Consider the following 24,553-nt stretch of genomic DNA (forward strand, 5'->3'; position numbering starts at 1 on the left):
CCTTCACCGATGTTTAATTTAATTAAACAAAATATATCACGCTGAAATTGACTTTGCAAGCGGAAGTTTAATATAATTAAACTAATATCAAATGAGGTGATTGAGTGGATACTTTGGGGGAACGCATCAAGAAACTGCGCAAAGAAAAAGGCCTTACATTGCAGACGCTCGCAGGAGACGCTATGACAAAAGGAATGCTCAGCTTGATCGAAAACAATAAAGCCAAACCTTCTATGGAAAGCTTGGCATATATAGCAGAGCAGCTCGGAGTCCATCCAAAAGAGCTGCTGGAAGAAGTTCCGGCAGCTGAGTTGAGGGAATTACTTCAGGATGTGGAAAAGCTTTATAAAAAGGATAAATATGATTCGAACGATTTCGAGCCCATCATCGAAAAAATAAAACCCTATGTGGAAAAGCTGCCTTACCGCTACGAATCAGCAAGGCTTTTGGAAATCTACAGCCGTTGCCTTTATTACGCTAAATATGCTGGCTGGCAGCCGATACTGGAAAAAGCAGAGGAAATATATGAGGCATTGCATCTCGTGAACAATAGTGCAGATATCCAAATGTTCCGGGCAATGATCAAGTTTCAAGAACATAAATACGCAGAAGCATTGAAAATGCTCCAAGGTTCCCGCAAATCATTTGAAGAACGGGATGCCGTCATTGATTCTTTAAAAATACTGGATTATGACTTTTTGGAAGCGATTCTGTATTTTGCCGTTGGCGAAGATGAAAAAGCACTGCAGGTATTAAAGGGAGCCATTGATTATTCAAAAGAACATCAGATTTATTACAAGATCAATGATCTTTACCGGGTGATGAGTTTTCATGCCCTACTCACTGGAGACTTTGAAAGGAAGGATTATTACGGAGGCAAATTACGGCTGTTTGCCGAGTTCTCAGAAGACGAAGAAATAAATCTGACTCTTGATTTGTTGGAAGCTCATTATTCGAATTCTTTTACGCATGAATATGCGAAAGCCAATGCCATCGCAGACATCAATCTTGAAAAATATAAAGATGAAGACAATTTTCAATTTTATTTGGAAAAAGGAAAGGCCTTATACGGCATGGGCAAATTTGATGAAGCACTTTACTGGCTAAAGCGGCACCGGACTTCAGAATATCTGCACCACCCATACGACTTATCGATGAATTACGAAAAAGACGCTTATCTGGCATTGATTTATAAGCAGCAAGGCCAGCATGACTTGGCGCTTGAACATGCTGAAATTGCTAAAGAAAATATTGAACCGATGCCGGATCTGCCCTATAAAAAGTTTATTCTGGATGTATACCGGCAGATTGCCGAATAGAAAAACTTGTATGTTCTTCTGTCATTTCGCTCCAGGACGGACGCTTTCCGAGGGGTGCGGCCTAAGCCTCCTCACTCGCTGGCGCTCGTTGCGGGGTCTCAGGACTCGCACTACTCCCTCAGGAGTCGCCGCCTTCCGCTACATTCAACTTTCTTTTGTCACTTTTAGAGGCTCCCTCAAAGAGTGACTGTTCAAGAGAAACTTCTCTTGTTTGGTTCTGTTCTCTAGATATGGAGCCAACTAGCGGAGAAAACCGTACTGCTCCTGCAACGCTTTTCCATGTCTCGAAGCTAGCGCAGCGATGCAGAGACAGAAACAGGAGCAAAGCGACGAAGCGGCTTGGTGCTTGCCCGCGGCAAGCGGAGCTGTTTGGCGAAATATCGGTTAAGGAATAATGGCTAATACAAGTTTTAAATTTCTCAACAAGTCGATAAAAAACCCGCCAAATGGCGGGTTTTTTATGTAAGATGATACCTGCTATAAGCTTCCTGGAATTTCATGAACGCCTGCCAGTCCTGTTCAAAGTTAGGCTGGATGCATGACACTTGAAATAGATTCCGGTCTTTTAAATAGCCGCTTTTGGCATGCAGTTCATAACCTGAGAGATGGGCATCAAGCGGAAAATGCTCAAATTCCGCTTCTGCTTTGAATGTCAAAAGAACCGGATAGTCCGCAGTTAAGTATGGCCAATCGTGTGTGGAGCTTTTCAAAATTTCGAAGCGTTCGCTTAAAAGCGAATACCGTTCAGGATAAGCATCAAGCGCTTGCTTAAAGCTTTTCAACAAAGGATAGGATAAGGTGAATGGAATCTTATTCTCATACAGGCCTAAATCCAGATAAGCTGGCAGTTCCGGATCTGCCTCTATTTCGTGATGGGAAAAAACGATAGCGATTCCACTCATCGTGCCAATCGCTTTTCCGCTCACTGCTGTTGCCAGCCACACTTTCTCTAGAGAAAAAGGAACAGCTCCAAAACTGCTGACCGCGTCAACGCATAATTTCACTTTGTAGATTTCGCATAAATCAGCGAGCGCCCCCAAATCATTGAGCATGCCGGTAGAAGTTTCTCCATGCACCATCAATACCCAGCCATATTCTCCTTTTTCTAACTCTTGGACGATTTTCTCCAATGAAAAAGCTTGGCCCCATTCCATTTCTAGGGCTTCAAAATCCAGCTGCCATCTTGCAGCCTGCCCTTTCAGCCTTTTGCCAAATTCCCCGTTCACCAAAATCAAGCCCTTTGCTTTCTCTTTTTTCAACTGGGCAATCATAGCTTCATTCGCCAAGGTGCCGCTGCCAACCAGCAAATGCGGCAAAGACCCAGCCAGTTTCCGAAGCCGATCCCTTACGTCTTCATAGAGCGCTTGGAATGTTGAGGACCTATGAGAGACAGATTCTTCTATAAAAGGAGCAGCTAATTCTTTAGTAAGATGCACCGGCCCCGGATGAAATAGTTTTCTCTTGGTCTGCAGCCGTGCGGCTACGGATTGTCCATACTGCTTGCGTGTCGTCATCATCGGGATAAACATAGCTTCTCCATATCCGATCGGTTCCGCAAAAGCATGAAAACCAATCTGTCCGTAGAGTTTCAGTTGACGTGTGGTTCCAGAAATAACAGCTGCCCCGTAGCCTCGTTCATAGCAGTAATCCGACAATGCCCGGGCAAGCAGGAAAAATACCCGGCCATTTCGATGCTCTTTCCGGACAGCCATCAACCGGATTTCACACATCTTTTCAATATCCGGGAGAAAATTTTCCACTGGACCGATTTTCTTGTCCAATGAAAAAGGCCGTTCCTCCCGAAGGGCAATCATCCCGACAATGGCCGTATCCGCCAAAACAATCAAATACTTATTCTGTTCATGGAATGGGTCTACTCGTGTACCGGAAGGATGTGTCTCATGCTGCGGAATTTCTTCCACAAACGTTTCGTAATTCAACTTAGCAATTTCATCAAATTCACTTTGAGTTCGAGCGATTTTGCACCAATACACGAGCTCCTCCCCCTCCTACTTCTCCCGAAACACTTCTTCTATTCTATAAAGACTCAAATCGATGTCTATAGGTTGCCCAAGCGCCAGTTTCGCTAATTCCCTTCCCAAGTATGGCCCAGCCGTCAATCCTGAAGAGCCAAGGCCGTTTGCCATAAATACATTCGGATGACCCGGAACTTGTCCGATCACCGGCAATGCGCTTTGTGTAGACGGTCTGAACCCTGTGCCTGCTCCCGTAACTTCGGCAGCTGCCAGCCCGGGTATCGCGTCCAATGTCTTGTCAAGAATATGGTGGATCCCACCTGCTGTCAGCTTTGTATCAAATCCAGCATCGTTTTCATGCGTGGCCCCTGCCATAATTCGCCCTCCAGAAAAAGGAACTACATACAAACCGAATGGCACCATTGCGACGGGCCAATCGATGATGGATTCGCTTTCTACATGCATATGAAGAATCTGGGCTTTTTGCGGGACGATGTCGAGCGCTAATCCCAGCGGTTCAAAGAGTTCAGCAGCCCATGCGCCTCCAGCTGAAACGATGCTGTCAGCAAAAAACTCCTCTGTTTCTGTCCGGACACCGACAACTGCGGCTCCTTCTATGATAAACCGGGCATTGCCACTGACTTTTTTCGCTCCCAGCTTCAAGGCTGCCCGGATTAATGCATCTCTTACTGCATGTCCTTCCACACGTGCTGCGCCGCTGACAAAAAGCGATCCGTATTCATCCGATGCATAAGGAAATAATTCTTTTGTCTGCACAGGAGAAAGCCGGCAAATTTCGCCCATTTCCGGAGCGTCTTCCCGGCGTTCATAAGCTTTTTCTTCCATTTTATCGAGCTTGCTTTCCTCGTGGATGCTGACAATCCCGACTTGTTTATAGCCTGTATCTTTTTCTCCAAGATGCTCCAGTTCAGAAATCAAATCAGGATAATAAGCAGCACCGCTTTTGGCCAATCCATACCATGCCTTATTTCTGCGCTGTGAAATCCACGGACAGACGATGCCCGCTGCCACACCGGTCGCTTGTCCGGCATCTTCCCGGTCGATCAATGTAACATCTGCTCCGGATTTTGCTGCGTGATAAGCAACGGAAGCCCCTAAAATACCGGAGCCGATAATAATTATTGAATTCATGCATAACACCCAGTTCCTATATTTTTGTACCTTCATTTTACTGGAGATAGAGCCTTTACTCAAATATGGCCGCTCTAAAAGCACTTGGACAGTGATTTGAAATTCATTTTTGGGGTAAGCAGTATTATATAGAAACGATATGAGGAATTCGAAGGAGGAATCTGTATGGAGAGAAGTTCTTCAACTGAAAAAGTATTACCGGTGACATCAATCAGAGATGGATCCGGCATTGAAGTCGTTCCAGGCGTCTATTGCTACACCATTCAAATAGCAAATGTCTTTTTTATCGGCAATCCCGCTATCAGCAGCGAGTGGGTTCTGGTCGATGCCGGAATGCCAGGTTCGGGGTACCGGATTCTAAAGGAAGCCGAAAACCGTTTTGGCCCTGACCATAAGCTGAAAGCCATCATTTTAACGCACGGGCATTTTGACCATGTGGGAGGCCTGATCGATGTCTTAGAAGCTCATAAAGTTCCCGTCTATGCCCATCCTCTCGAATTTTCTTATTTAAAAGGCATTACGGATTATCCGGAACCTGATTATAAAGTAGACGGCGGAACGGTTGCCAAAATGTCATGGGAGTTCCCGCATAAAGCGATCGATATTTCAGCACATCTCCACCAATTGCCTGCAGATGGAACGGTTCCGCATATGCCGGGCTGGAAATGGATCCATACCCCAGGGCATACGGAAGGCCACGTCTCTCTTTTCCGTGAATATGGGCGGGTGCTGCTTGCTGGCGACGCGTTTGTCACCGTCAAACAGGATTCACTTTATAAAGTGCTGACTCAAAAAAGAGAAGTCCATGGTCCTCCCGTCTACTTTACGCCGGACTGGCGGGCCGCATGGGAATCCGTTGTTAAACTTGTGGATCTGCGTCCCTCTATTGCCGCAACGGGCCACGGGAAGCCGATGCGAGGCGCTGCCTTAGCAAAAGGTTTGGTGAACTTGGCGAATAATTTTCAGGAAGTCGCTGTCCCTAAATACGGTAAATTTGTAGACCAGCCGAAAGCCCAATAAACGCCTTTCCCCTGAAAGCGTTGCTGTCAGGGGTTTTTCACGGCCTATTCAGCATTCTTAAATACCTGAGGAAATAATTACAATTTAAATGTTTCGATAATTCCAGCTTCGGGTATACAAATAATCCAGTCTAGTTTTTTTTAGATACTGTAAATAATAGGAATGGAGATGAGCACAATGATGAAAAAAGCGCTATTTGTTTCTGACCACGGAGATCCGCTGGCAAAACTAGGCGGGAAACAAGCCGGTGGCCAAAATAATTATGTTAAACAATTAGCTCTTGCCCTTGAAAAAAAAGGTTGGCAAATAGATGTCGTCACACATTGGTGCGATGCTTCAGCACCAAGAATTGAGAAATTCGGGACTGCTTGCCGTGTTATTCGCATAGAAGCGGGCCACAAAGGTTTTGTATCAAAAGATGAAATGTTCACGATGCTTCCTTCATTCTACACAGAAATGAAAAGCACCTTATCCCTTTCTTCATATGACATGGTCCACACGCATTACTGGCTGTCGGGATTGATTGGAAAAAGGTTAAAAGAAGAATTTGGACTGCCATTTGTCCACACTTCTCACTCTTTAGGATGGGCGAAAGCAAAAGCGACAGGAATCCGCGATGCACGCCGCATGAAAGCTGAAAAAGCGATTTTAAAAGCTGCTGACCAAGTGTTAGCTACAACCAACAACGAAAAACAGTTGATCCAGGAAAATGTCGATTCACCTTCTCCTATAAAAGTGATCCCCATTGGGGTTGACCAAGCATTCAAAGTGCGTGGAATCCGTACACACCTAAGAAGAAAATCCGGTTACAACGCCCCCCTCTTTGTTTTCGCCGGCAGACTTGAAGAAACAAAAGGCATTTTCACTTTATTGGAAGCATTTCAATTGCTTGTCCAAAAAGGAAATACCGGCTTTACTCCACGGCTTTTGATTGCTGGAGGCGAAGAAGATGCCATTGATCCCGTGACTCGCCTGCCCCATGACGAGAAATTGCGTGCAGCGGTCAAAGGGATTGAAGAACATGTGGAATTTTTAGGACCGCAATCCCAAGAACAGCTTGCTTTGTTATTCAACATCTCTACTGCAACGATTGTGCCAAGTTATTACGAATCGTTCGGTATGGTCGCGGCTGAAGCACAGGCTTGCGGAAGCCCGGTGATTGCATCTGATGTAGGCGGGTTAAAAAATGTTGTACAAGATGGAATTACAGGGCTTTTGGTTGAGACGAAGAACGAAATAGACCTCGCCATCGCAATGGAAGTCCTATCAATGAACACGTTACTGGTAGAACGCCTGAGCCGTCAGGCAGTGCGTATTGCCAACCGCGATTTTGACTGGGCATCTATTTCAAATCGTGTCAATTCAATGTATGAGGTGATTTTGGATGAAGGAAGCAAAACATATATTAGCAACCGACCTGGACGGGACGCTGGTTGGTGATCCGGAAGGGTTGCAGCAATTACTGAAGTTTTACGACGAACAAATTTATGACGTTTCATTGATTTACATTACCGGCCGTTATTACGATTCCGCTTTGTCACTCATTGAAACGGAAAACCTGCCGATTCCTGATATTTTAGTTACAGATGTCGGAACCAGCATCTATATTGGTGAAAAATTTGAGAAAGACCTTGAATGGGAAAAGCTAATGAAAGAAAATTGGATGCCAGACAAAATCGATGCGATTGCTTCATCCATTCCCGGTTTGACGAAACAGCCAATGCGCTTAGAAAACCGCTGCTCTTATTACGTGTCAGAAGTTCAGCCAGTCGAAGAATTCAAACACAAATTGGCTGCTTCAACTATTCCCCACAAACTTGTCTTTAGCGGAGGAAAAGATGTAGACATCGTCCCTAGGGATAGTGGCAAGGGACAAGCTCTTCAATATATTCTAACGAAATACAACATCGAAGATCCAAAACTGCTGGTCGCCGGAGATTCCGGAAACGACCTGGAAATGCTGACGCTCGGGTTTCCATCTGTCATAGTGGGCAATGCTCAGCCTGAACTTTTGGAAAGCGAGGCACATCCACTGATTTTCCGTGCTAAAAAAGGATTTGCCGGTGGCATTCACGAAGCATGGGCCCATTTCCATTCTGAATAACCTTCTCCAGCCATCTGATAGTGGCTGAAGAAGGTTATTTTTTTGCTTAACAATTTTACCGATTCGAGTAAACATTTGTTTTTTTAGTTATTTGGTTTATATTAAGTAGAAAGGCAGTTTCGTTTTTTTATAATATCCTTTTACTACATGATGTGTGCGAAGCTTATGTCTTGCCTATGAACAGGAGGAATTGAGATGAGTAAAGTCGCAAATTTGCAAAAAGAGTCCATGGTCATGTTAAAAGAAACAAGCCGGACTTTTTTCATCCCAATCAATTTTCTAGAACCGACTTTGAAAAAGACCGTTGCTTCTGCATACCTTTGTATGAGAGCAATCGACGAAATTGAAGACCACCCTGAATTAGAAGACAAAGCAAAACAGCACTTATTGCTCGCTGTCAGCCAAATGTTACATACGACATTTGACAGGGACCATTATCAATCCTTAATCCAGCCTTATGTGCATATTTTGCCCCCCGTCACCAAGCGTCTAGCTGACTGGATCAGCGTTTGTCCTCCAGAAATTGTAGGTAAAATAAACGAATCCACAGCCATCATGGCAGGCGGAATGGCCAAATGGGTAGAAAAGAAATGGATTATCGAAACAAAAGAAGACTTAGATGATTATACTTATTATGTTGCAGGGCTGGTCGGCACGATGCTCTCCGATTTATGGAAATGGCACGATAATACTGAAACAGATCCTGAACTTGCCATTGCATTTGGACGCGGGCTTCAAGCTGTTAATATGCTCCGCAATTACGATGAGGACCTTGAACGCGGCGTCACTTTTGTACCAAACGGCTGGGACCGGAACGATATGTTTAATTACGCTAATGATAACTTGGCAAAAGCGGATGAATATGTCAAATCCATCAAAAACAAGCGTATCCTCATGTTCTGCAAAGTGCCTCTTGCTCTTGCCCACAGCACATTGAAAGCTTTGAAATCCGGAAAAGAAAAAATTACCCGCAAAGAAGTGGAAGGCATTGTGGAGCAGCTGAAGCAGGAAGAAAACATAGAATAACAAGTAAAAACATTCAACATTGCGTTGAGTGTTTTTTATTTTTAGTCTCTACTAGGCAAAGTTGCTTAGATGAAACTGCTCTTTTCTTCTTCATTTCGTTCAAATAGTCTATACTGGTTGTACAGATATTTTTTAAAAAATGAGGGAAAAAGATGACCATTTCCATTTTCAGTATATTTACTACCGTTACTCTCATTCTCAATATTTTCTTGGCCATCACGCTCATTTTTCTGGAACGCCGCGATGCCACTTCCACCTGGGCCTGGCTCTTGGTCTTATTTTTCATTCCCATTTTCGGATTCTTGGTTTACCTTTTACTGGGAAGACAACTCCGAAAAAAAACGCTTTTCAAATGGGAAGGCCGCCAGCGTGTCGGGATCGAGAATTTAATCGCCCACCAAATGAATGCGGTGCACGATGAGGAGTTTCATTTTGTAGATCCTCATGTAAATGATTATAAAGATTTAGTGTATCTGCATTTAAGAAACAACGGCGCCGTTTTGACTCAGGATAATGCCGTCCAGATTTTCAACGATGGACGCGAAAAATTCAACTCTTTGCTCCATGATATTGAACAAGCGAAAAATCATATACATATCCAATATTATATTTTCCGTTTGGATCAACTGGGCATCCGTATTATGAATGCTCTGACTGCCAAGGCTAAGCAAGGAGTCAAAGTCCGGCTGCTTTACGATGATATGGGTTCACGCCGTCTGAGCAAAAGGCATTTCAAAGAATTTATCAAAGCTGGGGGAGAAGTGGAAACGTTCTTCCCTTCTATCTGGCCCTTGATCAATCCCCGCCTCAATTATCGGAACCACCGGAAAATCGTGGTTATCGATGGCCGGGTCGGTTATATCGGCGGCTTTAACGTGGGCGAAGAATACCTCGGCTTGAGCCGGAAATTCGGTTATTGGCGCGACACCCATCTCCGCTTGGAAGGGAGCTCTCTGCATCCGCTTCAAACACGTTTTATATTGGACTGGAATCAGGCCTCCGCACGGAACGACATTGAATACGATGAAATCTATTTTCCGGCTATTCCCAGAAAAGGCGATACGACGATGCAGATTGTATCAAGCGGTCCCGACGAAGAGTGGGAACAAATAAAAGACGGTTATTTAAAGATGATCAATATGGCGGAGAAGTATGTTTATATTCAAACGCCTTATTTTATCCCGGATCCCAGTTTCTATGATGCCGTCCGGATTGCTGCATTGTCAGGAATCGATGTACGCATCATGATTCCGAACAAGCCCGACCATCCTTTCGTTTACTGGGCGACTTATTCTTACGCAGGACAAATGCTGAGAGCCGGAGCCCGGGTATTTATCTACGACAACGGGTTTCTTCATACGAAAATGATTGTGGTGGACGACAAAGTTTCAACGGTCGGCACTGCCAACATCGATGTACGCAGCTTTAAATTGAATTTTGAAGTGAACGCTTTTATTTACGACCACAAAGTTTCCGCTGAACTTGCCGATTTATTCTATCAGGACATGGAGCTTTCAGAAGAGTTGACACTCGGCCTCTATTTGGCAAGAACCCGACTGATCAAGACAAAAGAGTCAATCGCCCGATTGCTGTCACCTATTTTATAAGGAGTGTCCAAGTTAAATCGAACATAAAAAAAGTCTCCCTTGGGAGACTTTTTTACAGCTTGTTGAGCAAGATAAAACTTGTATTAGTAATTATCCCTTAACCGATATTCCGCCAACCAGCTGCGCTTGCCGCGGGCGAGCGCCAAGCCGCTTCGTCGCTGTGCTCCTGTAGGGTCTCGGCTGTCTCGCTTTCCCGCAGGCAAGACATTGGCCGACGCCTGCGAGGGCAAGTCTTTGCGACGAAGTGCGCAGCACTGCAGGAGCAGTACGGTTTTCTCCGCTTTTTGGCTCCATATCTGGAGAGCAGGAAACAATAAAAGAGAATTTACTCAGACAATTACGATTTTAGAGATTCTCTAAAGGTGACAAAAGAATGCTGAAAGCAGCGGAAGGCGGCGACTCCTGAGGGAGTAGGGCGAGTCCTGAGACCCCGCAGGGAATGAATGGGGCAAAAGTAATTTGCCCCATTCATTTGCGACGAAGCTAGCGCAGCGATGCAGGAGCACAAGGTTCTCGCTAGCGACTGAGGAGGCTCAGGCCGCACCCCTCGGAAAGCGTCCGTCCTGGAGCGAAATGAAAAAAGAGAATAAGAGTTTCTCAACAGCCTAAAAAAAGTCTCCCTTGGGAGACTTTTTTAATTTACACCTAAATATTCTTCTAACGTAATGCCTTTAGTATAAATTTCTGTGGCGGCTTTTTTTCCAACATAGCGATAATGCCATGATTCATGCATATAGCCTGTTATTTTTTCGGCGCCTTCTGGGTAACGCAGGATGAATCCGTATTTATGGGCGTTCTCTTTCAGCCATTTCCCGCCTTTGGTAGCTCCAAAAGATGCTGAAGCCCAGTGCTGTTCCTGGCCAGACTCACCAATATCAAAAGCCAGCCCTGTCTGATGCTCAGAAAATCCCGGACGGGCACTGTACCGGTCAGCAGCTTCTTGTCCGTCTTTCGCCACATAGCCTGTATACAACTGTTTTTGGCGGGCGAAATCGCGATATGTACTGAACGCTGTCAGATCGATCCCCGCTTTAAGCGCATCTGCCCGCATCGCTTCAAAAGCGGCCCGTGCTTCTTTCACTTCTCCGGGCGCATACGTTTCCGGTAATGGATGCTGCTTATTGGCCAACAAAATGTTGTTGATGACTGTCGGTTCCATCGGCAGCGCAAGATTTTCAGGGTACTGAGTGGCATCTGTCTTTTCACCATTAGCCGGTTTGTCGGTTTTAGGCGTTTCCGGGACTGTTTTTTCCGGCATCTCTTCCGCTGGAGCAGTTGAAACATCTGGATTTTCCGGTTTTTGGACCTCGTCTTCCGGGTTCTCAGGCTGCTCTTCAGGGGCTTTTGTTTGCTGACTTTCAGATGGATTAAAAGAACTGAATGCACGTTCTGTATCCCAGTCATGGGCATATAACCACGTAGCAGCAGCGATCATCAGCAACGCTAGCACGCCGATGGCAGTCCATTTTATATATGATTTTTTGTTCTTCTGATTCGTTGAATAACGGGATTGCATAGCCTGCCTTCTTTCTCTCAAGTTCTTTCTTATTCTATCATTACCGGGCTTGAAATTCTCCAAAAACACACAAACATTCGTTATACTTTAAATAGACTTTCAAATGGATACGAGGTAAATACGCATGAACAATCAAAAATGGTTGTCCCTTAATTTTTTCGCCTTCTTTTTCACTTGGGGGGTTTTTCTGCCTTATTGGACCGCTTGGTTAACCAATGAAAAAGGATTGAGCGTTTCAGCTGCAAGCATTATTCTCGGAGCTGGCATGATTGCACGTGCCTTCTCGACTCTACTGTTCTTCCCTTTACTGACACGCATCCTGTCATTAAGGCGGCTGATGCAGCTGATGGCCATTGCTTCTGTTGCCATTCTCGCTTTATACATACCTGCCAATTCTTATCTTGCGCTTTTCGCCATAACTTTTGCTTTCAATATGGTTTATCCCAATATATTGCCGGGAATGGAAAGTGGGGCAACCGTCTTGATGCAAACGGAAGGGATCCATTACGGAAAAAGCCGGTCTTACGGTTCGCTCGGATACACAATTGCTCTATTGATTGTAGGCGGCGCTACTGCATTTTGGCAGGAAAGCGCCATATTGTGGGTCATGCTTGCGGGACTGACTTTTATGGCTATGTCTTTATCAGCCACTTCTCCGGCTCCTCTGCAAATCAAACCCAAGCCCAAAAATCCAGACGGCAAAGTGGCAGGCACTCAATTATTGAAATCCAAATCCTTCTTGACGCTGCTGACCGTTGCCACATTGCTTCAGGGAGCACATGCAGCTTATTATAATTACGGATTTCTTTATTTACAAGATGTAGGCGTCAACAGTTTTTATATCGGCATTATCTTAAATATCGCCATTTTGTTTGAAATTGTTTTTTTTGCAAAAGCGGATACTTTGTTTAAGAGCTGGCCGGTATCTTCAATGCTGCTGCTGGCAGGCGCCGGGTCTACTTTACGCTGGATTTTAATTTTTCTATTCCCTTCGGTTTGGGTATTCATTTTTTCACAGGTGCTTCATGCTTTGTCATTCGGAGCGGCACATTTTGCGTTTATCCAGTATATATTCCAAAAACTTGCCCCGTCCCAAATTTCAGCGGCGCAAGGAATGTATGCAGCAATCGCAATGAGTTTGAGTGTTGCCTTATTGACTGTAGCCGGTGGCTTCCTGTATGAAATTTCACCCGGTCTTTCATTTCTAGGCATGGCCAGTTTTTCAGTGCCTGCCATTCTTGTTGTTTTATTGACTCGCAAAAAATTTCATTATTAATATTCCGACCCCCAAAAGCCTTACAAGATATACGAATGATTATGTATAAACTGCTATAAGGAGCTGGGTAATTTGAAGCGAATTTCAGAAAAAGACATCCTCAATCTCATGCGCCAATTGGATGTATTATTAGAAGAACGACAAAAAGAAAAATATGATTATAAAAAATAACCCTCATTAGGGTAAAAGTTTTCAGCAAAAAGCAGCACTGGCCCTTTCGGCTGGTGCTGCTTTTTGCTGAAATTCAGATCAGAATCATGACTAAGACGACTACAAACAATACCGCAAAGATGGAAGCCATGCCGAGCATCCATTTTGCTTCCCGTTCCATTCCCCGCTCTTTCATTTGGCGATAGCGGAAACTATTCGTCAATACGAAAAGCAAAGTCATAAAAAGGACAGCTACTTCCAAATTCCCCATAATCAGAAATACGAGCGAGATCACACTAAGTGCAGCTATCGCTAATCCTTGCATTATTTTTTTGTTCAATGTTTTCAACTCCAAAAAAGAAAGCCGGCAAGTTTGCCGGCTACTCCTTGTTATTTTTTCTCTTCCACAGATTCCAGTGCGACTTCAGGATGATTTGAGTAGAATTTGCGTCCGATGAATGTCTGGATGATCAACAGGATACCGCCGACTGCCCAATAAACTGGCAATGCCGCCATCGAAGTAAATGACACAAACATGATCATGATCGGCGAGATATAAATAAATAGCTTCATTTGTTTTTGCTGCTGTTCTGGCATTGTCCATAACGACACTTTTGCTTGGAAGAAATAAACTGCTCCCGCAATCAATGTCATCAGAACATCCGGAGACCCTAGATTGAACCAAAGGAATTCATGGGATTTTACATCAGGAGAATACAAAATCGCAAAGTAAAGGCCCATAATAATCGGCATTTGAATAATCACCGGTAAACAGCCCATATTCAGCGGATTGACGTCATGCTTCTTGTAAAGACCCATCATTTCCTGCTGGATTTTCATTTGCTCTTCTTTGTCTTTTGCTTCTTTTAAACGTTTTTGGATATCTTCCATCTCAGGACGCAAGCGATCCATTTTTACTTTCATTCCTTGCTGGCGCTTGTATGTGCGCAGCATAAACGGCATTAGCACTAAACGGATAATCACCGTAATGGCTACAATCGCCAAACCATAGCTTCCATTAAACAGAGCCCCTAAATAATCAAGGGAAAAATCAAATGGTGCCACGAAGATCGTATAGAAAAACCCTTCTTTGTTCTCCACGGCCGAACAGCCACTTAATACGAGAACTGCCACTGTCAGCAAGAACAGTAATGTTATTTTCTTTTTCACGTTAGTCACCTTCACCTTTTTCAACTATAAAGAAGTATACCTATAAGACGAGTAAAATTCAATCAGCGACTCTAAACAGCTATACTTTCTTGCCACTTGTGACAAAATTACGGCTTTTCTCCGTGCCTTAACTGCAAGAAAAAAAGGAGAATTGCTTCTCCTTATTTTGCATTCGGCAAGTTATAGCGGAAGTATGGGATATGCTGGCTATCACGGAACTGCTTTGGTGTAACCGTCGTATACTTCTTAAAGATTCTCGTGAAATAGCTTTGGTTGCAGAAATGGAATTGCTTGGAGATATCAGAAATTCCTTTGTCCGAATGGCGCAGATAATATTGTGATTCTTCAACACGCCGAACATTTAAATATTCCACCAACGTAATGCCTGCATGTTCCCTGAAAATGCGGGACAGATGACTTGTAGAAATATTGAAATGCTTTGCGATATCTTCCACTGACAAATCGCGCTCCACTTCGTCATTAATGAACATCACGACTTTGTTTACTGTCTGATGGCCGAAAGAAGGCTGTTTGCGTTCAGAAATGATAGAAGTAAAGAACTCGATCAATTCATCCGCTACATACAGAAACTCTGAATCATTCATATGCTTTTCCACTAGCTCTACGCACGCCACATTAAAAGCGAACGCTTTCTTTGGCGGCACCCGCATTTCATACAATTTACGAGCCATCACTGAAGACAGCACAATATAGTAGTTTCGAACTTGGCGGATCGTGTCTTTTCCAGAACGTACAGCAATTAAATCGATTAGCACTCTCAAGGTTTGCTTAGCGCGCTCTTTTTCCAAATGATGTATTTCATAAATCAATTGTGTTTCAATTTCGTAAAACTTTTCTACCCCTTCATATTGGTTTAAAGTTTCATTTTCATTCATGAAAATTTTGGAAATCGTTTCTTGGATTGTTGGCACTGCGATAATATTCATCTTTTCCCCGTCTTTCTTTGTACAAGTTTTTGCAGCCATTATTTCCACTATATACTGAAACTGCACAGAATAACATAGTTCTTACCATATTTTTTAAAAATTTATGTAATAAACAGTAATATTTTTTTACCTATATTACCTTATTATAGGAAATATATTCCCTAAAAGTATACTATATATAACGTATAAATGCTAAAAAAGTTTTACGAAATGACTATGTAATTACCATTTTTTAAAAATAAAATTTAAAACCAGCCATTCTGTGGAGAATGGCTGGCCACTTTTCCGTTATGCGTTTAATTCTTCTTTGTCAGGCGGCACCAGAGCCCGGATATGCCGTGGAAGCACTTCAATCAGGAATGGGGTAGCGCAGCCTTCATCGCCATCGATGTTGCAGGACATCGGTTCATGCGTATCGATTGACACTTTTGTGGTATGGATGACCTCAACAGCCGGATCTTTTTCAAGCTTACCTATCATCATGGCACCAGCAATTCGGATAAATGCCGGCAAAGCCGCATTCTTAACAATATAGACATGCAGCAATCCATCATCCGTCAACGCTTCTGGCGCCAATTTTTCAAAACCTCCAACCGAGTTGGTCAGCGCCACTAATACCAGTTTGGCTTCGCCTTCCCAGTATCCGTGATCATGCTCGATTGTAAAATACTCTTCAGCCTCTGAAGTAACCGCTTTAATCCCTTCAATAAAATAAGCAAACGCACCGAGCCTTGTTTTCTGCTCCGGAGACACTTCATAAGTCGATTCGGCAATTTGTCCCAGCGCCAGTATGTTCATGAAATACTGGCTGCCGACCTTGGCAATGTCCACCCATTTCTCCGAACCGCTCTTCAATGCTTCGATTGCCTCTGGGGGATCCAGTGATATCCCGAGAGCGCGGGCAAAGTCGTTTACTGTCCCAAGAGGAATCAAAGAGAATAATGGCTGATGGGGTTGTTCAGCGAGTCCTGACACTGCCTCATTTATCGTTCCGTCCCCTCCCATTGCAACAACAAAATCATATTTCTGCTCCGCCGCTTCCCTTGAAAATAATGTGGCATCCCCCTGCTTTTCGGTCTCTCTTGTATCCACCTGGTATCCCATCGCTTCTAATGTGAGAATGACATCTTCGCGATACTCGGATGCCTTTTCTTTTCCAGAAGACGGATTTAGTATAAACATGGCTTTTTTCATGTAGTTACCTCCGGTGCTATAATATGAACATAGTTATCTTTACCCTTGCATAGGGTAAGTTTAATCCATAACGATTTATATTTTTGAAAGTGAGGGACCGCAGTGCGTTTTTTTATCTTAATCATCATCTTCTTCACTTTCTTTGATCTTTTTGCTCAATTGCCCATCATCAGCCCATTCGCCGTTTCCTTAGACGCTACGCCTTTTTTGACCGGTATTGCGGTCGGCATGTATTCCTTGTCCAATATCATCGGAAATGTTCTGTCTGGCATAATTTCTGACAAAAGAGGTCCTTATGTTATTTTGGTAACTGGTTTGGCATCGACTGGGTTCGTGCTGTTTTCCTATGGCTTAGCGAATGACCCTTATAGCTTGCTTGCCATCCGCTTTTTTCACGGCTTGGCTGCCGGATTGACGGTTCCAGCTGCATTTACTTATTTGGCTAATAACACCGCACAGCACAAACGCGGCAAAAGTGTTGCCATATCAGGAGCTTTTGTAGGGCTTGCCGCCATTATCGGCCCTGCTTTCGGTGCTGTCTATGCAAGCCGCACAAGTACTCCGGACATGATGGCCATCACCGGCGTGCTGCTTTTGTCACTCGGTGTGGCAGCTTTTTTCCTTTTAAAGAAACAAAGAACCGCGCAAAAAACAAAGCTGGCAGAGTCCGTAAGCAATGCTCAAGTGGTTTGGAACCGCGGATTGCTGCTAGCTTTTTCAGGAGCTTTTTTCCTGATGTTTTCACAAGGTGTCCTGGCGTATATGCTGCCCTTGAAAGTGGAAAGCCTGCATTTTGGCACTGAAATGAGTGGCTTGTTATTGAGTGCTTTCGGCATTTCGGCTATTCTTGTGTTTTTACTGCCCATTAATCGGATTTTTGATGCAATCAACCCGCTTCACACCCTTATTTCCGGATTTTTGTTAATGGGTGGTTCCCTGTTTCTGCTGAGTGCTGTTTCTGAAGCGTTATGGATGTATGCTGCGATGTGCATCTATGGAATCGGGTTCGCCTTCTTATTTCCTTCTATCAATTCACTGCTGATTGACTCAACTCATCTTCATTCTCGCGGAAAAGCTTATGGTTATTTTTACGCCTTTTTCTCGTTGGGCGTCGTGGGAGGATCCAGTTTTACAGGAGCTCTGGAATTGAATCCAAATGAAGGGTTTATGGTAAGCGGAGGATTATTGCTTACCGTGGCAGCAGTCGCTGTCATTTTCAGAAAAAAATAATAGGCCTCAAAAGGATGGTCCGAAAATCATCCTTTTTGAGGCCCATTGTAACGGTCAGGGGAGTGAAGAACCCCGCTGATTGAGTTTCTCTTTATCCCGCTTTAACAGTCAGTAAGACTCCCGCTTCTTTAAGCGGAAGATCCCACTGACTGTAAAAGTCCGATTGGTTCAACTAACAATCAGCAGGGAGTGAAGAACCCCGCTGATTGAGTTTCTCTTTATATATTATCTGTACTGATTCGTTGCTCCGGAGCTATTGAATCTGTATTCTCCGATTTTTCACGGCTAGTATCGTTGGAAGACAACTTCGTATTCACGTCTACATCTTGCGCGTCTTCATTGTAATATTGAACGCTCGGTTTTGATACTTCAGTCACTTTTTCATCTTCGCGCGAATCTGTAGTATTCAGTACTGCCTCTGATTTATTGAGTTTGTCCAAGTTTTGGGATTCCATAAAAGAATTCACCTTCGTTTTCGCATTATTAAAAGCTACAGTTGCTTTTTCCCGATTTTCCGGTTTCTTGAAGTATGTGTATGCCCCAGCTGCCAATCCTGCAATCAATAATCCTCTACCTCTTGCCATCCGCTCCACTCCTTTGCTTTTTCTTGCTTTGTTTTGTATACCCTGATTTTATTAAATTATGCATAAAAAAACATGTCAAAAGTATTACATTTTGTTTTTTGTAAATTTCATGTCCACATGAGGAATCCCGTCTTCATCATAAGCTTCTGAAATTGGCATGAATCCAAATGACTCATAAAACTTTTGCAAATATACTTGGCCTTGCAATTGAATTTCGTTTGCTTGCCATTCGGCCAATATATAGTCCACCGCTTTTGATATCAGCTCTTTTGCCAACCCGCGTCCTCTTGCTGAAGGGTGGACAATCACACGTCCGATTGAAGGCAGCTCATACTTCACTCCAGCCGGGACAAGCCGCGCATAGGCCAGAGTTTGATCATTTTCTGTATAAGCTATATGGATTGATTCTTGATCCAAATCATCCAATTCCGGATACGGGCAGTTCTGTTCCACAATAAACACATCAACACGCAGTTTTAGTAATTCGTAAAGTTTTCCGGCAGTCAATTCGTCAAAATGATAGGTATTCCAGTTCAAAACTTATCTCCTCCCTTTCTTTCCATTATTCCACATCAGTGGCTATTCAGGTGATTTTTTGATATGATAACGGAAAGAATTTTAGAGGTGATCACATTGATTCGTGCAGGCACGATTGAAGATATAGCATCTGTCCAGGAAATAGCTTATGTCAGCTGGAATGATACGTATAAAGGCATTATTCCCTCTCCCGTCCAAAAAAGTTTTTTAGATAAATCCTATTCGACTCCCATGATGGAGATGCGTATAAAAAAGACGATTGTACTTTTAGCAATGCATGAAAACGAACCCATCGGTTTTGCTAACTTTACTAAAGTCGACCAAGATGGCGATTCAGAATTAATCGCACTTTACCTGAAGCCTGAATATCAGCGAATTGGATACGGCAGACAGCTATTGAACAGCGGCCTTTCTTATTTGCTCGATGGCTCACAGTTGTCTGTTTATGTAGAAAGTGAAAATACAAAAGGCAGAAAGTTTTATGAAGCTAACGGATTTAAACTTGTCGAGGAATTTGAAGAATTATTTGAAGGCCATCCCTTGCTGACGGCTAAATATGTCTACGATTTAAAAACACCCGCTTTATAAAAGCGGGTGTTTTCCTTTCTTTATAAAGGGCGGCGCGGTGTATCGTCGTTGTCCTTTCGGAGACGATCATCTGCACGGCGTTTTAAATCTTCGCGCTGCACCATATCCTCTTCCGCCAGGCGTTGTTCTGTCTGGCGTGCTTGTCGTTCTCGCTGAAGTTGTTCTTCTTTTTCGCGAAGCTGAGCCTCTTTTTCACGAAGCCGCTGTTCATCATGATGAAGGTTTTGATTGTCGTCCCGCAGCCGCTCATTTTCGCGGCGCAGCGTTTCCTCATCCCGAACTTCTCTGCCAGTATCGCGTGGTTTGCGCACAAAGCACATGATCGCCGCAATATAGAAGAGAATCGATGTAAGAGACAACAACCCGGCAAATAAACCGGCAATAATAAAGAAAATCCCAGCTAACTTAGGATTTCGGTTTCTTCCAAGTTTCGCAATCGCAAGCAATGCAAGTATCGTACTAATCGCTAAAAGTCCCACAAGAATCCAGCCTACTACTCCGAAGCTTGCCATTAATCCATCAATCACTACTTGAACTTCTGCAGGATTTGCGGATAATGCCGGGTCATTCATCATCTGTTCTTCCAAATACTGACGAAATTCCGGATTATTCTGGACGTTGCCGAAATTTAGAATAGAAAATACGATAAGTGCAATAGTCAAGATGTTAAAAACAATGCCAATGATGCCAAGCGCTTTTTCCCCGCCTCTGCTCACATCTCTTTGTCCGTTCATTCAATTCACCTCTTTCCAAAATTCTCCATAGTGACTCTTACTAAGGGAGATATTTGTTTTCATCTATTCCATTCCCCTAATAAAATTAATAAAACCTGTTTATATTTAGTCAATGCGGGTATTTTATTATTATCAAAGTTTTGAAAGGAGTTCTATAAAATGGAAAATAAGTTAATTTTTAATCAAGCAGACTTTATGTATGGCATTGGTGGAGCATCCTTATTAACAGCTATCGTATTCTTTATGACAGCTCTATAATATGGAGGTTATTGATGAATAATTACATATTTTCAACATAGAAAAGCAATCCCCTATTTAAATTCGGAGGATTGCTTTTTGTATTGTTTATCCTGTTTCAAGATAAAGCTTGGTTGCTGAGGTTGTTTTATACTTTGACATCATCGTATTCTTTGTAGCGTTCAAAAGCAACTGCTGCATACGAACAGACAGGCTCCATTTTATACTGATTGTCACGCGCATAATCTGCTGCTTTATCCAATAGCTTTTTCGCAAGCCCTTGGTTTCTCATGGACTCATCAACAAATGTGTGTTCAATAACCATCACATTTGCCATTTGCGTCCATGTAATTTCAGCCTTTACCACACCATTATCTTCCAGTCGATAAGCAAATTCATCTTGCCCTAGTTCTGTTAGTTCAAAATCCACGTTACTTCCTCCTTACGATTATTTATTGATAGCTAGCGGCCGCAACGACGCTTCAATTTGCGCACGTTTTGGCTCTAGGAAAGGCGGCAAAGCCAAGTTTTCCCCTAAGCTTTCCAGTGGCTCATCTGTAGCAAACCCTGGTTCGTCTGTTGACAGTTCAAACAAGATGCCATTTGGTTCGCGGAAATAAATCGCTTTAAAATAATAGCGGTCCACTTCTCCGGACGTCATAAAACCGTTTGATCGCAAATATTCGTTCCATTTACTGTATTCTTCGTACGTCTTAACACGGAAGGCTACATGGTGGACACTGCCTCTGCCCGGACGTTCCGGCGGCAAGTCTGTGCGCTCCTCTAAATGTACTTCGCCAGCCGGTCCGCCTTTTCCTGTTGAAAATACTAAAATATCTTTCATGCCTTCAACTTTTGAAGGGTAGGAGCCAATTTGCTCAAATCGTAAAATTTCTGTCAGCACTTTCGCAGTTTTATCTTTTCTGCGGACCGTCAATCGCACATGCCCCAATCCAACAATAGCGAATTGTTCTGGTATACCTGCTTTCGTCCAAGGGATGCCATACTCAATTCCTGACCCATCATCCACTACCAGCATCAAACGAGATCCTTCAAAGTCCTGGAAAGTCAGCGTAAGGCGGCCAAACAGTTCTTCCACTTCCCCATGAGGGACACCGTGTTCTTCAAAGCGTTCAATCCAGTACTGAAGTGCTTCTTTACTTGTCACCCGTAAAGCAGTATTGCTGATGCTTGAAACACCAGGATAAGTTCTTCCTGCCATCGGGATATCAAAATACGTCATATCGGTTCCGGGCGTGCCGACTGCATCTGCATAAAACAAATGATACGACGAAGTGGAATCTTGGTTGACGCTTTTCTTTACTAGCCGCATACCTAGGATGCGAGTGAAAAAATCATGGTTTTTGTCCGCATTGGCAGTAATTGCGGATACATGGTGGATACCTTCTAACTTCATTTGACAGCCTCCTTTTAAATTATCTTGAATTCGAGATATTAAATTCATACTAGCACGTTTTATTTACTCGTGCAAGAAACTGGAACTGATTCTTGTTAGGCAAAAGGCAAATTCTGCTGTAAATACTTTCCCTAGTAAGTTTACCCATATAAAAAACAGGTGAACCATGTTTCCACCGGTTCACCTGTTTACATTATTAGCTTACTAAGCCACGGATTCCATCGATCAGTTTGTTGAAAAAGTCCTTCACACCTTGCCAAAAACCTTCATCGTTTACAACCGTGCCAATTTTATCTTCAATTGTTTTGCTCAAGTCTTCCAGTTGAGTCGACCATTTAGAAAAATCAATATCCAATTGGCGAATGCGGTCCATCAAATCCACCAGCAATTTGCGATCTTCAGGACTTAATTCGATTTGAAGTTTGGTCAATTGCTCTTCTACAATCGTTTGCACTTCTTCTTTTGTAGCGGGATCTTGTTCAGCAATTTGTTTTTTGATTTCTGTCAAAAGTTCGCTGACTTTTGCATCGTCCACGCCGCTGTCTGCAATTTCAGTTGCCACTGTCAATTCATCGTTGGCAACGTCCGTACGTTCAGGATCCAGCTGTTCGCCGTTCACTTCGTATGCTTTATAGATTCCGACGAGAGCAGAATGGCCTGTTACCGGTTTCGGCGAAGCCACTTCTACCGTTGCATCTTCAATCCCAGCTGTCAGCATGGCATTGGCATACATTTCGTTTGTTACTTGCGTAATATTGTCAGGCGTCACAATTTCAATAACCAGCCCTTCACCTGCATCTTTGCGTGTAATTTTTGCAGAAGAATACATACGGGCTCTGGAGTCGCCGTCTTTTATGTAAGTGACCAAGTCTTTGCCTGTCACTTCGATTTCTTCTACTTCAGTTTCCCCTGCCACGCCTAAATCTTTAGCAACACTTTCTTTTTCAGCATCGGACAAGTTTCCGCCGTAAACAACAATCGGCAAACCAAATTTTTCATTTATCCCTACATTTGCTGAACCGGTCTGCGGCAGCATAAAAGCCAAAGCAAAAATCAATGTAATGCCAGTAATTATTTTTTTCATAGTTATTTGCTCCCTTCATCAAATTAATACGCTTTTGATTTGAAAAGGTTGCATTAACGGGTTAATTTTGTCCAGCCTTCTTCTTGGACAATCCGGCGTTCTTTATATAAACGGCCGAGGGCACGCTTAAAGGCAGCTTTGCTCAAGCCGAATATCTCCTGAATTTCATCTGGTGATGATTTGTCTGTAAAGGGCATTTGTCCGCCTGATTCATTCAAATAGCTTAGAATCATTTCTGCATCATCCGATAAACGTTCTTGTTTACGCGGCAGTAGTGAACCGTTCAACGTTCGGTCTTCCTTCACACCGATGATTCGAACGCTTTTTTCTTCTCCTAAACGTGGTTCTTCTGTCCGTTCTGTCTCATGCACGAAAATCCGGTACATTTCAGGAACTGACAACATAAAAGTGCCGACCGGGAGCAAACGGTATGCCCGTGCTTTCAAATCTTTATTAAACACTTCTTCAGGTGCAGGAACACTAAGTTCCTGTACTTTCTCTTCCGTTGCCAAACGGCCATACAAATCGCCGTAACGGTCTGTCCGAAGTGTCATGAAAATATGGTCGCCTTGCTGTGGCCATAGTTCTTCAATCTGCGGAAGATCAGCAGGAAGTACATATACTTCCCTTGTGGTTCCAATATCCACTACCAGCCCTTCGCGTTTTGATGCCTTCAACACTTTTGCCCAGCCATAAATGCTAGGAAGAATATGCGGAATCATTGGTGTGGCAGATATTCCACCTTGGCGGTTGCGGTATAAAAACACTTCGATTTCTTCTCCGACTTCCTGCCCTTCTTCTAATTCAGATGCATTCATTAAGACTTCGTCACCTGAACTGTTCGTTAAAATCCACTGTGAACTTGACCGGTCTATTATACTTAATGTTGCTTTTTCTCCTGGGTGCAATGCCATTGTGAAGCCTCCTTCAATTAACTCTCTTTTTGTTCGTTCTTTAACTTTTCCAGTTTCATTAGTAAATCCGGGTTTTCTTCCAGCACTTGAACCAAATCAGCGATTCGGTTAATTGAATTCCAGCTTAAATGATGCTCGATACCTTCAACATCCTCATATATGCGTTCTTCATCAACCCCGATCAAGCGAAGAAACTGCTCAAGCAAATCATGCCGCTTCAACAAACGTTTCCCCAGCTTTTGTCCCCGCGGCGTCAGAACAAGTCCGCGATAGCGCTCATAAATCAAATAGCCATCTTTATCCAGCTTTTGGACCATTTTCGTGACCGAAGAAGGCAAAACAGATAAAGCTTCCGCAATATCAGACACGCGCGCATATCCTTTTTGTTCGATTAATGAATAAATGATTTCGATATGGTCTTCCATACTTGGAGTAGGCAAAGTCGGTTCCTCCCTAACGTAACTCCTTTAAGTTTACTATACCCCAACAGTTGAAACAACTTGCCTTCCGATGGCTTAAAATTATTCCAACTTTCTGGATGTTTGATATGAAATTGTTAGGGGTACTTATTACTATCTGAACGGAAAGGATAGGTGAGGAACATGGGACGCATACTTTGGATTATTTTAGCAGTTATTATCGTTATTTGGTTAATCGGATTTTTAATGGACGTCGCCGGCGGATTGATTCACATTTTGTTAATCATCGCAGCTATCATCTTAGTTATTAACTTAATTTCAGGCAGAAGAGGCGTTTAGCTAAAAAAGCTAG

At 43.3% G+C, this 24,553-nt stretch carries 25 protein-coding genes; 10 read left to right on the forward strand and 15 right to left on the reverse strand.

The features are described 5' to 3' along the window. The first annotated feature begins 104 nt into the window (after window positions 1-104). Entirely contained in the window at window positions 105-1,319 is a 1,215-nt protein-coding gene (locus tag AC3AQ9_RS13950) for a helix-turn-helix domain-containing protein (RefSeq protein ID WP_488308094.1), read from the forward strand. A gap of 458 nt (window positions 1,320-1,777) precedes the next feature. Here the strand turns inward: AC3AQ9_RS13950 and AC3AQ9_RS13955 are convergent, their stop codons facing one another. Both AC3AQ9_RS13955 and AC3AQ9_RS13960 read right to left on the reverse strand, forming a co-directional pair. Next, window positions 1,778-3,313, reverse strand: coding sequence for an aminotransferase class V-fold PLP-dependent enzyme (locus AC3AQ9_RS13955; RefSeq protein WP_488308095.1), 1,536 nt, complete (start codon window positions 3,311-3,313; stop codon window positions 1,778-1,780). Window positions 3,314-3,328: 15 nt separating this feature from the next. Beyond that, window positions 3,329-4,447 (reverse strand): NAD(P)/FAD-dependent oxidoreductase, encoded by a 1,119-nt coding sequence (locus AC3AQ9_RS13960; RefSeq protein ID WP_488308096.1) that lies wholly within the window; start codon window positions 4,445-4,447, stop codon window positions 3,329-3,331. Between the two features lie 165 nt (window positions 4,448-4,612). Between AC3AQ9_RS13960 and AC3AQ9_RS13965 the strand changes: the two genes are divergently transcribed. The 5 genes from AC3AQ9_RS13965 to cls all read left to right on the forward strand — a co-directional run bounded on the left by AC3AQ9_RS13965 (window position 4,613) and on the right by cls (window position 10,204). Further along, window positions 4,613-5,467 carry an MBL fold metallo-hydrolase gene (locus AC3AQ9_RS13965; RefSeq protein WP_488308097.1) on the forward strand — a complete coding sequence of 285 codons (855 nt, stop codon included), beginning with the start codon at window positions 4,613-4,615 and terminating at the stop codon, window positions 5,465-5,467. Window positions 5,468-5,644: 177 nt separating this feature from the next. Beyond that, window positions 5,645-6,907, forward strand: coding sequence for a glycosyltransferase (locus AC3AQ9_RS13970; protein ID WP_488308098.1), 1,263 nt, complete (start codon window positions 5,645-5,647; stop codon window positions 6,905-6,907). Then, window positions 6,852-7,571, forward strand: a complete 720-nt coding sequence (locus AC3AQ9_RS13975) for an HAD-IIB family hydrolase (protein ID WP_488308099.1) — start codon at window positions 6,852-6,854, stop codon at window positions 7,569-7,571. The genes AC3AQ9_RS13970 and AC3AQ9_RS13975 overlap by 56 nt, the downstream gene beginning before the upstream one ends. Window positions 7,572-7,766: 195 nt before the next feature. Then, window positions 7,767-8,597: a squalene/phytoene synthase family protein gene (locus AC3AQ9_RS13980; protein WP_488308100.1), complete on the forward strand. Its 831-nt coding sequence runs from the start codon at window positions 7,767-7,769 to the stop codon at window positions 8,595-8,597. Window positions 8,598-8,749: 152 nt separating this feature from the next. Next, the gene (gene cls / locus AC3AQ9_RS13985) at window positions 8,750-10,204 is read left to right on the forward strand and encodes a cardiolipin synthase (RefSeq protein ID WP_488308101.1); all 1,455 of its coding nucleotides are present in this window, start codon (window positions 8,750-8,752) and stop codon (window positions 10,202-10,204) included. A gap of 634 nt (window positions 10,205-10,838) precedes the next feature. On the opposite strand, the gene AC3AQ9_RS13990 is transcribed toward cls, so the two are convergent. Next, window positions 10,839-11,720 (reverse strand): M15 family metallopeptidase, encoded by an 882-nt coding sequence (locus AC3AQ9_RS13990; RefSeq protein WP_488308102.1) that lies wholly within the window; start codon window positions 11,718-11,720, stop codon window positions 10,839-10,841. Window positions 11,721-11,844: 124 nt separating this feature from the next. Here AC3AQ9_RS13990 and AC3AQ9_RS13995 point away from each other — a divergent pair, with 124 nt between their 5' ends. Next, window positions 11,845-12,996 (forward strand): 3-phenylpropionate MFS transporter, encoded by a 1,152-nt coding sequence (locus tag AC3AQ9_RS13995; protein ID WP_488308103.1) that lies wholly within the window; start codon window positions 11,845-11,847, stop codon window positions 12,994-12,996. Window positions 12,997-13,240: 244 nt separating this feature from the next. Here AC3AQ9_RS13995 and AC3AQ9_RS14000 read toward each other — a convergent pair whose 3' ends face one another. The 4 genes from AC3AQ9_RS14000 to AC3AQ9_RS14015 all read right to left on the reverse strand — a co-directional run bounded on the left by AC3AQ9_RS14000 (window position 13,241) and on the right by AC3AQ9_RS14015 (window position 16,457). After that, complete coding sequence (locus AC3AQ9_RS14000) at window positions 13,241-13,486, reverse strand: hypothetical protein (protein ID WP_488308104.1); 246 nt, start codon at window positions 13,484-13,486, stop codon at window positions 13,241-13,243. A gap of 50 nt (window positions 13,487-13,536) precedes the next feature. Then, complete coding sequence (gene yidC, locus AC3AQ9_RS14005) at window positions 13,537-14,316, reverse strand: membrane protein insertase YidC (protein WP_488308105.1); 780 nt, start codon at window positions 14,314-14,316, stop codon at window positions 13,537-13,539. Between the two features lie 161 nt (window positions 14,317-14,477). Further along, complete coding sequence (locus AC3AQ9_RS14010) at window positions 14,478-15,263, reverse strand: helix-turn-helix domain-containing protein (protein WP_488308106.1); 786 nt, start codon at window positions 15,261-15,263, stop codon at window positions 14,478-14,480. A gap of 288 nt (window positions 15,264-15,551) precedes the next feature. Beyond that, window positions 15,552-16,457, reverse strand: coding sequence for a diacylglycerol/lipid kinase family protein (locus AC3AQ9_RS14015; RefSeq protein WP_488308107.1), 906 nt, complete (start codon window positions 16,455-16,457; stop codon window positions 15,552-15,554). Between the two features lie 102 nt (window positions 16,458-16,559). Between AC3AQ9_RS14015 and AC3AQ9_RS14020 the strand changes: the two genes are divergently transcribed. After that, window positions 16,560-17,687 (forward strand): MFS transporter, encoded by a 1,128-nt coding sequence (locus AC3AQ9_RS14020; protein ID WP_488308108.1) that lies wholly within the window; start codon window positions 16,560-16,562, stop codon window positions 17,685-17,687. 218 nt (window positions 17,688-17,905) lie between these two features. Here AC3AQ9_RS14020 and AC3AQ9_RS14025 read toward each other — a convergent pair whose 3' ends face one another. Both AC3AQ9_RS14025 and AC3AQ9_RS14030 read right to left on the reverse strand, forming a co-directional pair. After that, complete coding sequence (locus AC3AQ9_RS14025; protein ID WP_488308109.1) at window positions 17,906-18,271, reverse strand: YbyB family protein; 366 nt, start codon at window positions 18,269-18,271, stop codon at window positions 17,906-17,908. Between the two features lie 84 nt (window positions 18,272-18,355). After that, complete coding sequence (locus tag AC3AQ9_RS14030) at window positions 18,356-18,808, reverse strand: GNAT family N-acetyltransferase (protein WP_488308110.1); 453 nt, start codon at window positions 18,806-18,808, stop codon at window positions 18,356-18,358. A 63-nt stretch (window positions 18,809-18,871) separates the two neighbouring features. Between AC3AQ9_RS14030 and AC3AQ9_RS14035 the strand changes: the two genes are divergently transcribed. Next, window positions 18,872-19,396, forward strand: coding sequence for a GNAT family N-acetyltransferase (locus AC3AQ9_RS14035; protein WP_488308111.1), 525 nt, complete (start codon window positions 18,872-18,874; stop codon window positions 19,394-19,396). A gap of 20 nt (window positions 19,397-19,416) precedes the next feature. Here AC3AQ9_RS14035 and AC3AQ9_RS14040 read toward each other — a convergent pair whose 3' ends face one another. The 6 genes from AC3AQ9_RS14040 to mntR all read right to left on the reverse strand — a co-directional run bounded on the left by AC3AQ9_RS14040 (window position 19,417) and on the right by mntR (window position 24,222). Further along, window positions 19,417-20,130, reverse strand: coding sequence for a DUF4064 domain-containing protein (locus AC3AQ9_RS14040; RefSeq protein ID WP_488308112.1), 714 nt, complete (start codon window positions 20,128-20,130; stop codon window positions 19,417-19,419). A gap of 385 nt (window positions 20,131-20,515) precedes the next feature. Next, window positions 20,516-20,797, reverse strand: coding sequence for a GNAT family N-acetyltransferase (locus AC3AQ9_RS14045; RefSeq protein WP_488308113.1), 282 nt, complete (start codon window positions 20,795-20,797; stop codon window positions 20,516-20,518). Window positions 20,798-20,815: 18 nt separating this feature from the next. Next, the gene (locus tag AC3AQ9_RS14050; protein ID WP_488308114.1) at window positions 20,816-21,784 is read right to left on the reverse strand and encodes a ring-cleaving dioxygenase; all 969 of its coding nucleotides are present in this window, start codon (window positions 21,782-21,784) and stop codon (window positions 20,816-20,818) included. Between the two features lie 196 nt (window positions 21,785-21,980). Further along, on the reverse strand, window positions 21,981-22,868 hold the full coding sequence (locus AC3AQ9_RS14055) for a DUF1002 domain-containing protein (protein WP_488308115.1): 888 nt from the start codon (window positions 22,866-22,868) through the stop codon (window positions 21,981-21,983). 53 nt (window positions 22,869-22,921) lie between these two features. After that, window positions 22,922-23,782, reverse strand: a complete 861-nt coding sequence (locus tag AC3AQ9_RS14060) for a CvfB family protein (protein ID WP_488308116.1) — start codon at window positions 23,780-23,782, stop codon at window positions 22,922-22,924. 17 nt (window positions 23,783-23,799) lie between these two features. Beyond that, entirely contained in the window at window positions 23,800-24,222 is a 423-nt protein-coding gene (gene mntR / locus AC3AQ9_RS14065; protein ID WP_300991293.1) for a transcriptional regulator MntR, read from the reverse strand. 162 nt (window positions 24,223-24,384) lie between these two features. On the opposite strand from mntR, the gene AC3AQ9_RS14070 reads away from it, so the two are divergent. Next, window positions 24,385-24,540 carry a lmo0937 family membrane protein gene (locus tag AC3AQ9_RS14070; RefSeq protein WP_488308117.1) on the forward strand — a complete coding sequence of 52 codons (156 nt, stop codon included), beginning with the start codon at window positions 24,385-24,387 and terminating at the stop codon, window positions 24,538-24,540. Window positions 24,541-24,553 lie beyond the last annotated feature (13 nt).

This window comes from Planococcus sp. VCh962 (genome assembly GCF_057748275.1).

Excerpts from the sequence above, each read along its gene's own strand:
- AC3AQ9_RS13960 (WP_488308096.1), bottom strand. The coding sequence starts at position 4,447 with ATGAATTCAATAATTATTATCGGCTCCGGTATTTTAGGGGCTTCCGTT.
- AC3AQ9_RS13965 (WP_488308097.1), top strand. The coding sequence starts at position 4,613 with ATGGAGAGAAGTTCTTCAACTGAAAAAGTATTACCGGTGACATCAATC.
- AC3AQ9_RS13970 (WP_488308098.1), top strand. The coding sequence starts at position 5,645 with ATGATGAAAAAAGCGCTATTTGTTTCTGACCACGGAGATCCGCTGGCA.
- AC3AQ9_RS13975 (WP_488308099.1), top strand. The coding sequence starts at position 6,852 with ATGAAGGAAGCAAAACATATATTAGCAACCGACCTGGACGGGACGCTG.
- AC3AQ9_RS13980 (WP_488308100.1), top strand. The coding sequence starts at position 7,767 with ATGAGTAAAGTCGCAAATTTGCAAAAAGAGTCCATGGTCATGTTAAAA.
- cls (WP_488308101.1), top strand. The coding sequence starts at position 8,750 with ATGACCATTTCCATTTTCAGTATATTTACTACCGTTACTCTCATTCTC.
- AC3AQ9_RS13990 (WP_488308102.1), bottom strand. The coding sequence starts at position 11,720 with ATGCAATCCCGTTATTCAACGAATCAGAAGAACAAAAAATCATATATA.
- AC3AQ9_RS13995 (WP_488308103.1), top strand. The coding sequence starts at position 11,845 with ATGAACAATCAAAAATGGTTGTCCCTTAATTTTTTCGCCTTCTTTTTC.
- AC3AQ9_RS14010 (WP_488308106.1), bottom strand. The coding sequence starts at position 15,263 with ATGAATATTATCGCAGTGCCAACAATCCAAGAAACGATTTCCAAAATT.
- AC3AQ9_RS14015 (WP_488308107.1), bottom strand. The coding sequence starts at position 16,457 with ATGAAAAAAGCCATGTTTATACTAAATCCGTCTTCTGGAAAAGAAAAG.
- AC3AQ9_RS14025 (WP_488308109.1), bottom strand. The coding sequence starts at position 18,271 with ATGGCAAGAGGTAGAGGATTATTGATTGCAGGATTGGCAGCTGGGGCA.
- AC3AQ9_RS14035 (WP_488308111.1), top strand. The coding sequence starts at position 18,872 with ATGATAACGGAAAGAATTTTAGAGGTGATCACATTGATTCGTGCAGGC.
- AC3AQ9_RS14040 (WP_488308112.1), bottom strand. The coding sequence starts at position 20,130 with ATGAACGGACAAAGAGATGTGAGCAGAGGCGGGGAAAAAGCGCTTGGC.
- AC3AQ9_RS14050 (WP_488308114.1), bottom strand. The coding sequence starts at position 21,784 with ATGAAGTTAGAAGGTATCCACCATGTATCCGCAATTACTGCCAATGCG.
- AC3AQ9_RS14055 (WP_488308115.1), bottom strand. The coding sequence starts at position 22,868 with ATGAAAAAAATAATTACTGGCATTACATTGATTTTTGCTTTGGCTTTT.
- AC3AQ9_RS14060 (WP_488308116.1), bottom strand. The coding sequence starts at position 23,782 with ATGGCATTGCACCCAGGAGAAAAAGCAACATTAAGTATAATAGACCGG.
- AC3AQ9_RS14070 (WP_488308117.1), top strand. The coding sequence starts at position 24,385 with ATGGGACGCATACTTTGGATTATTTTAGCAGTTATTATCGTTATTTGG.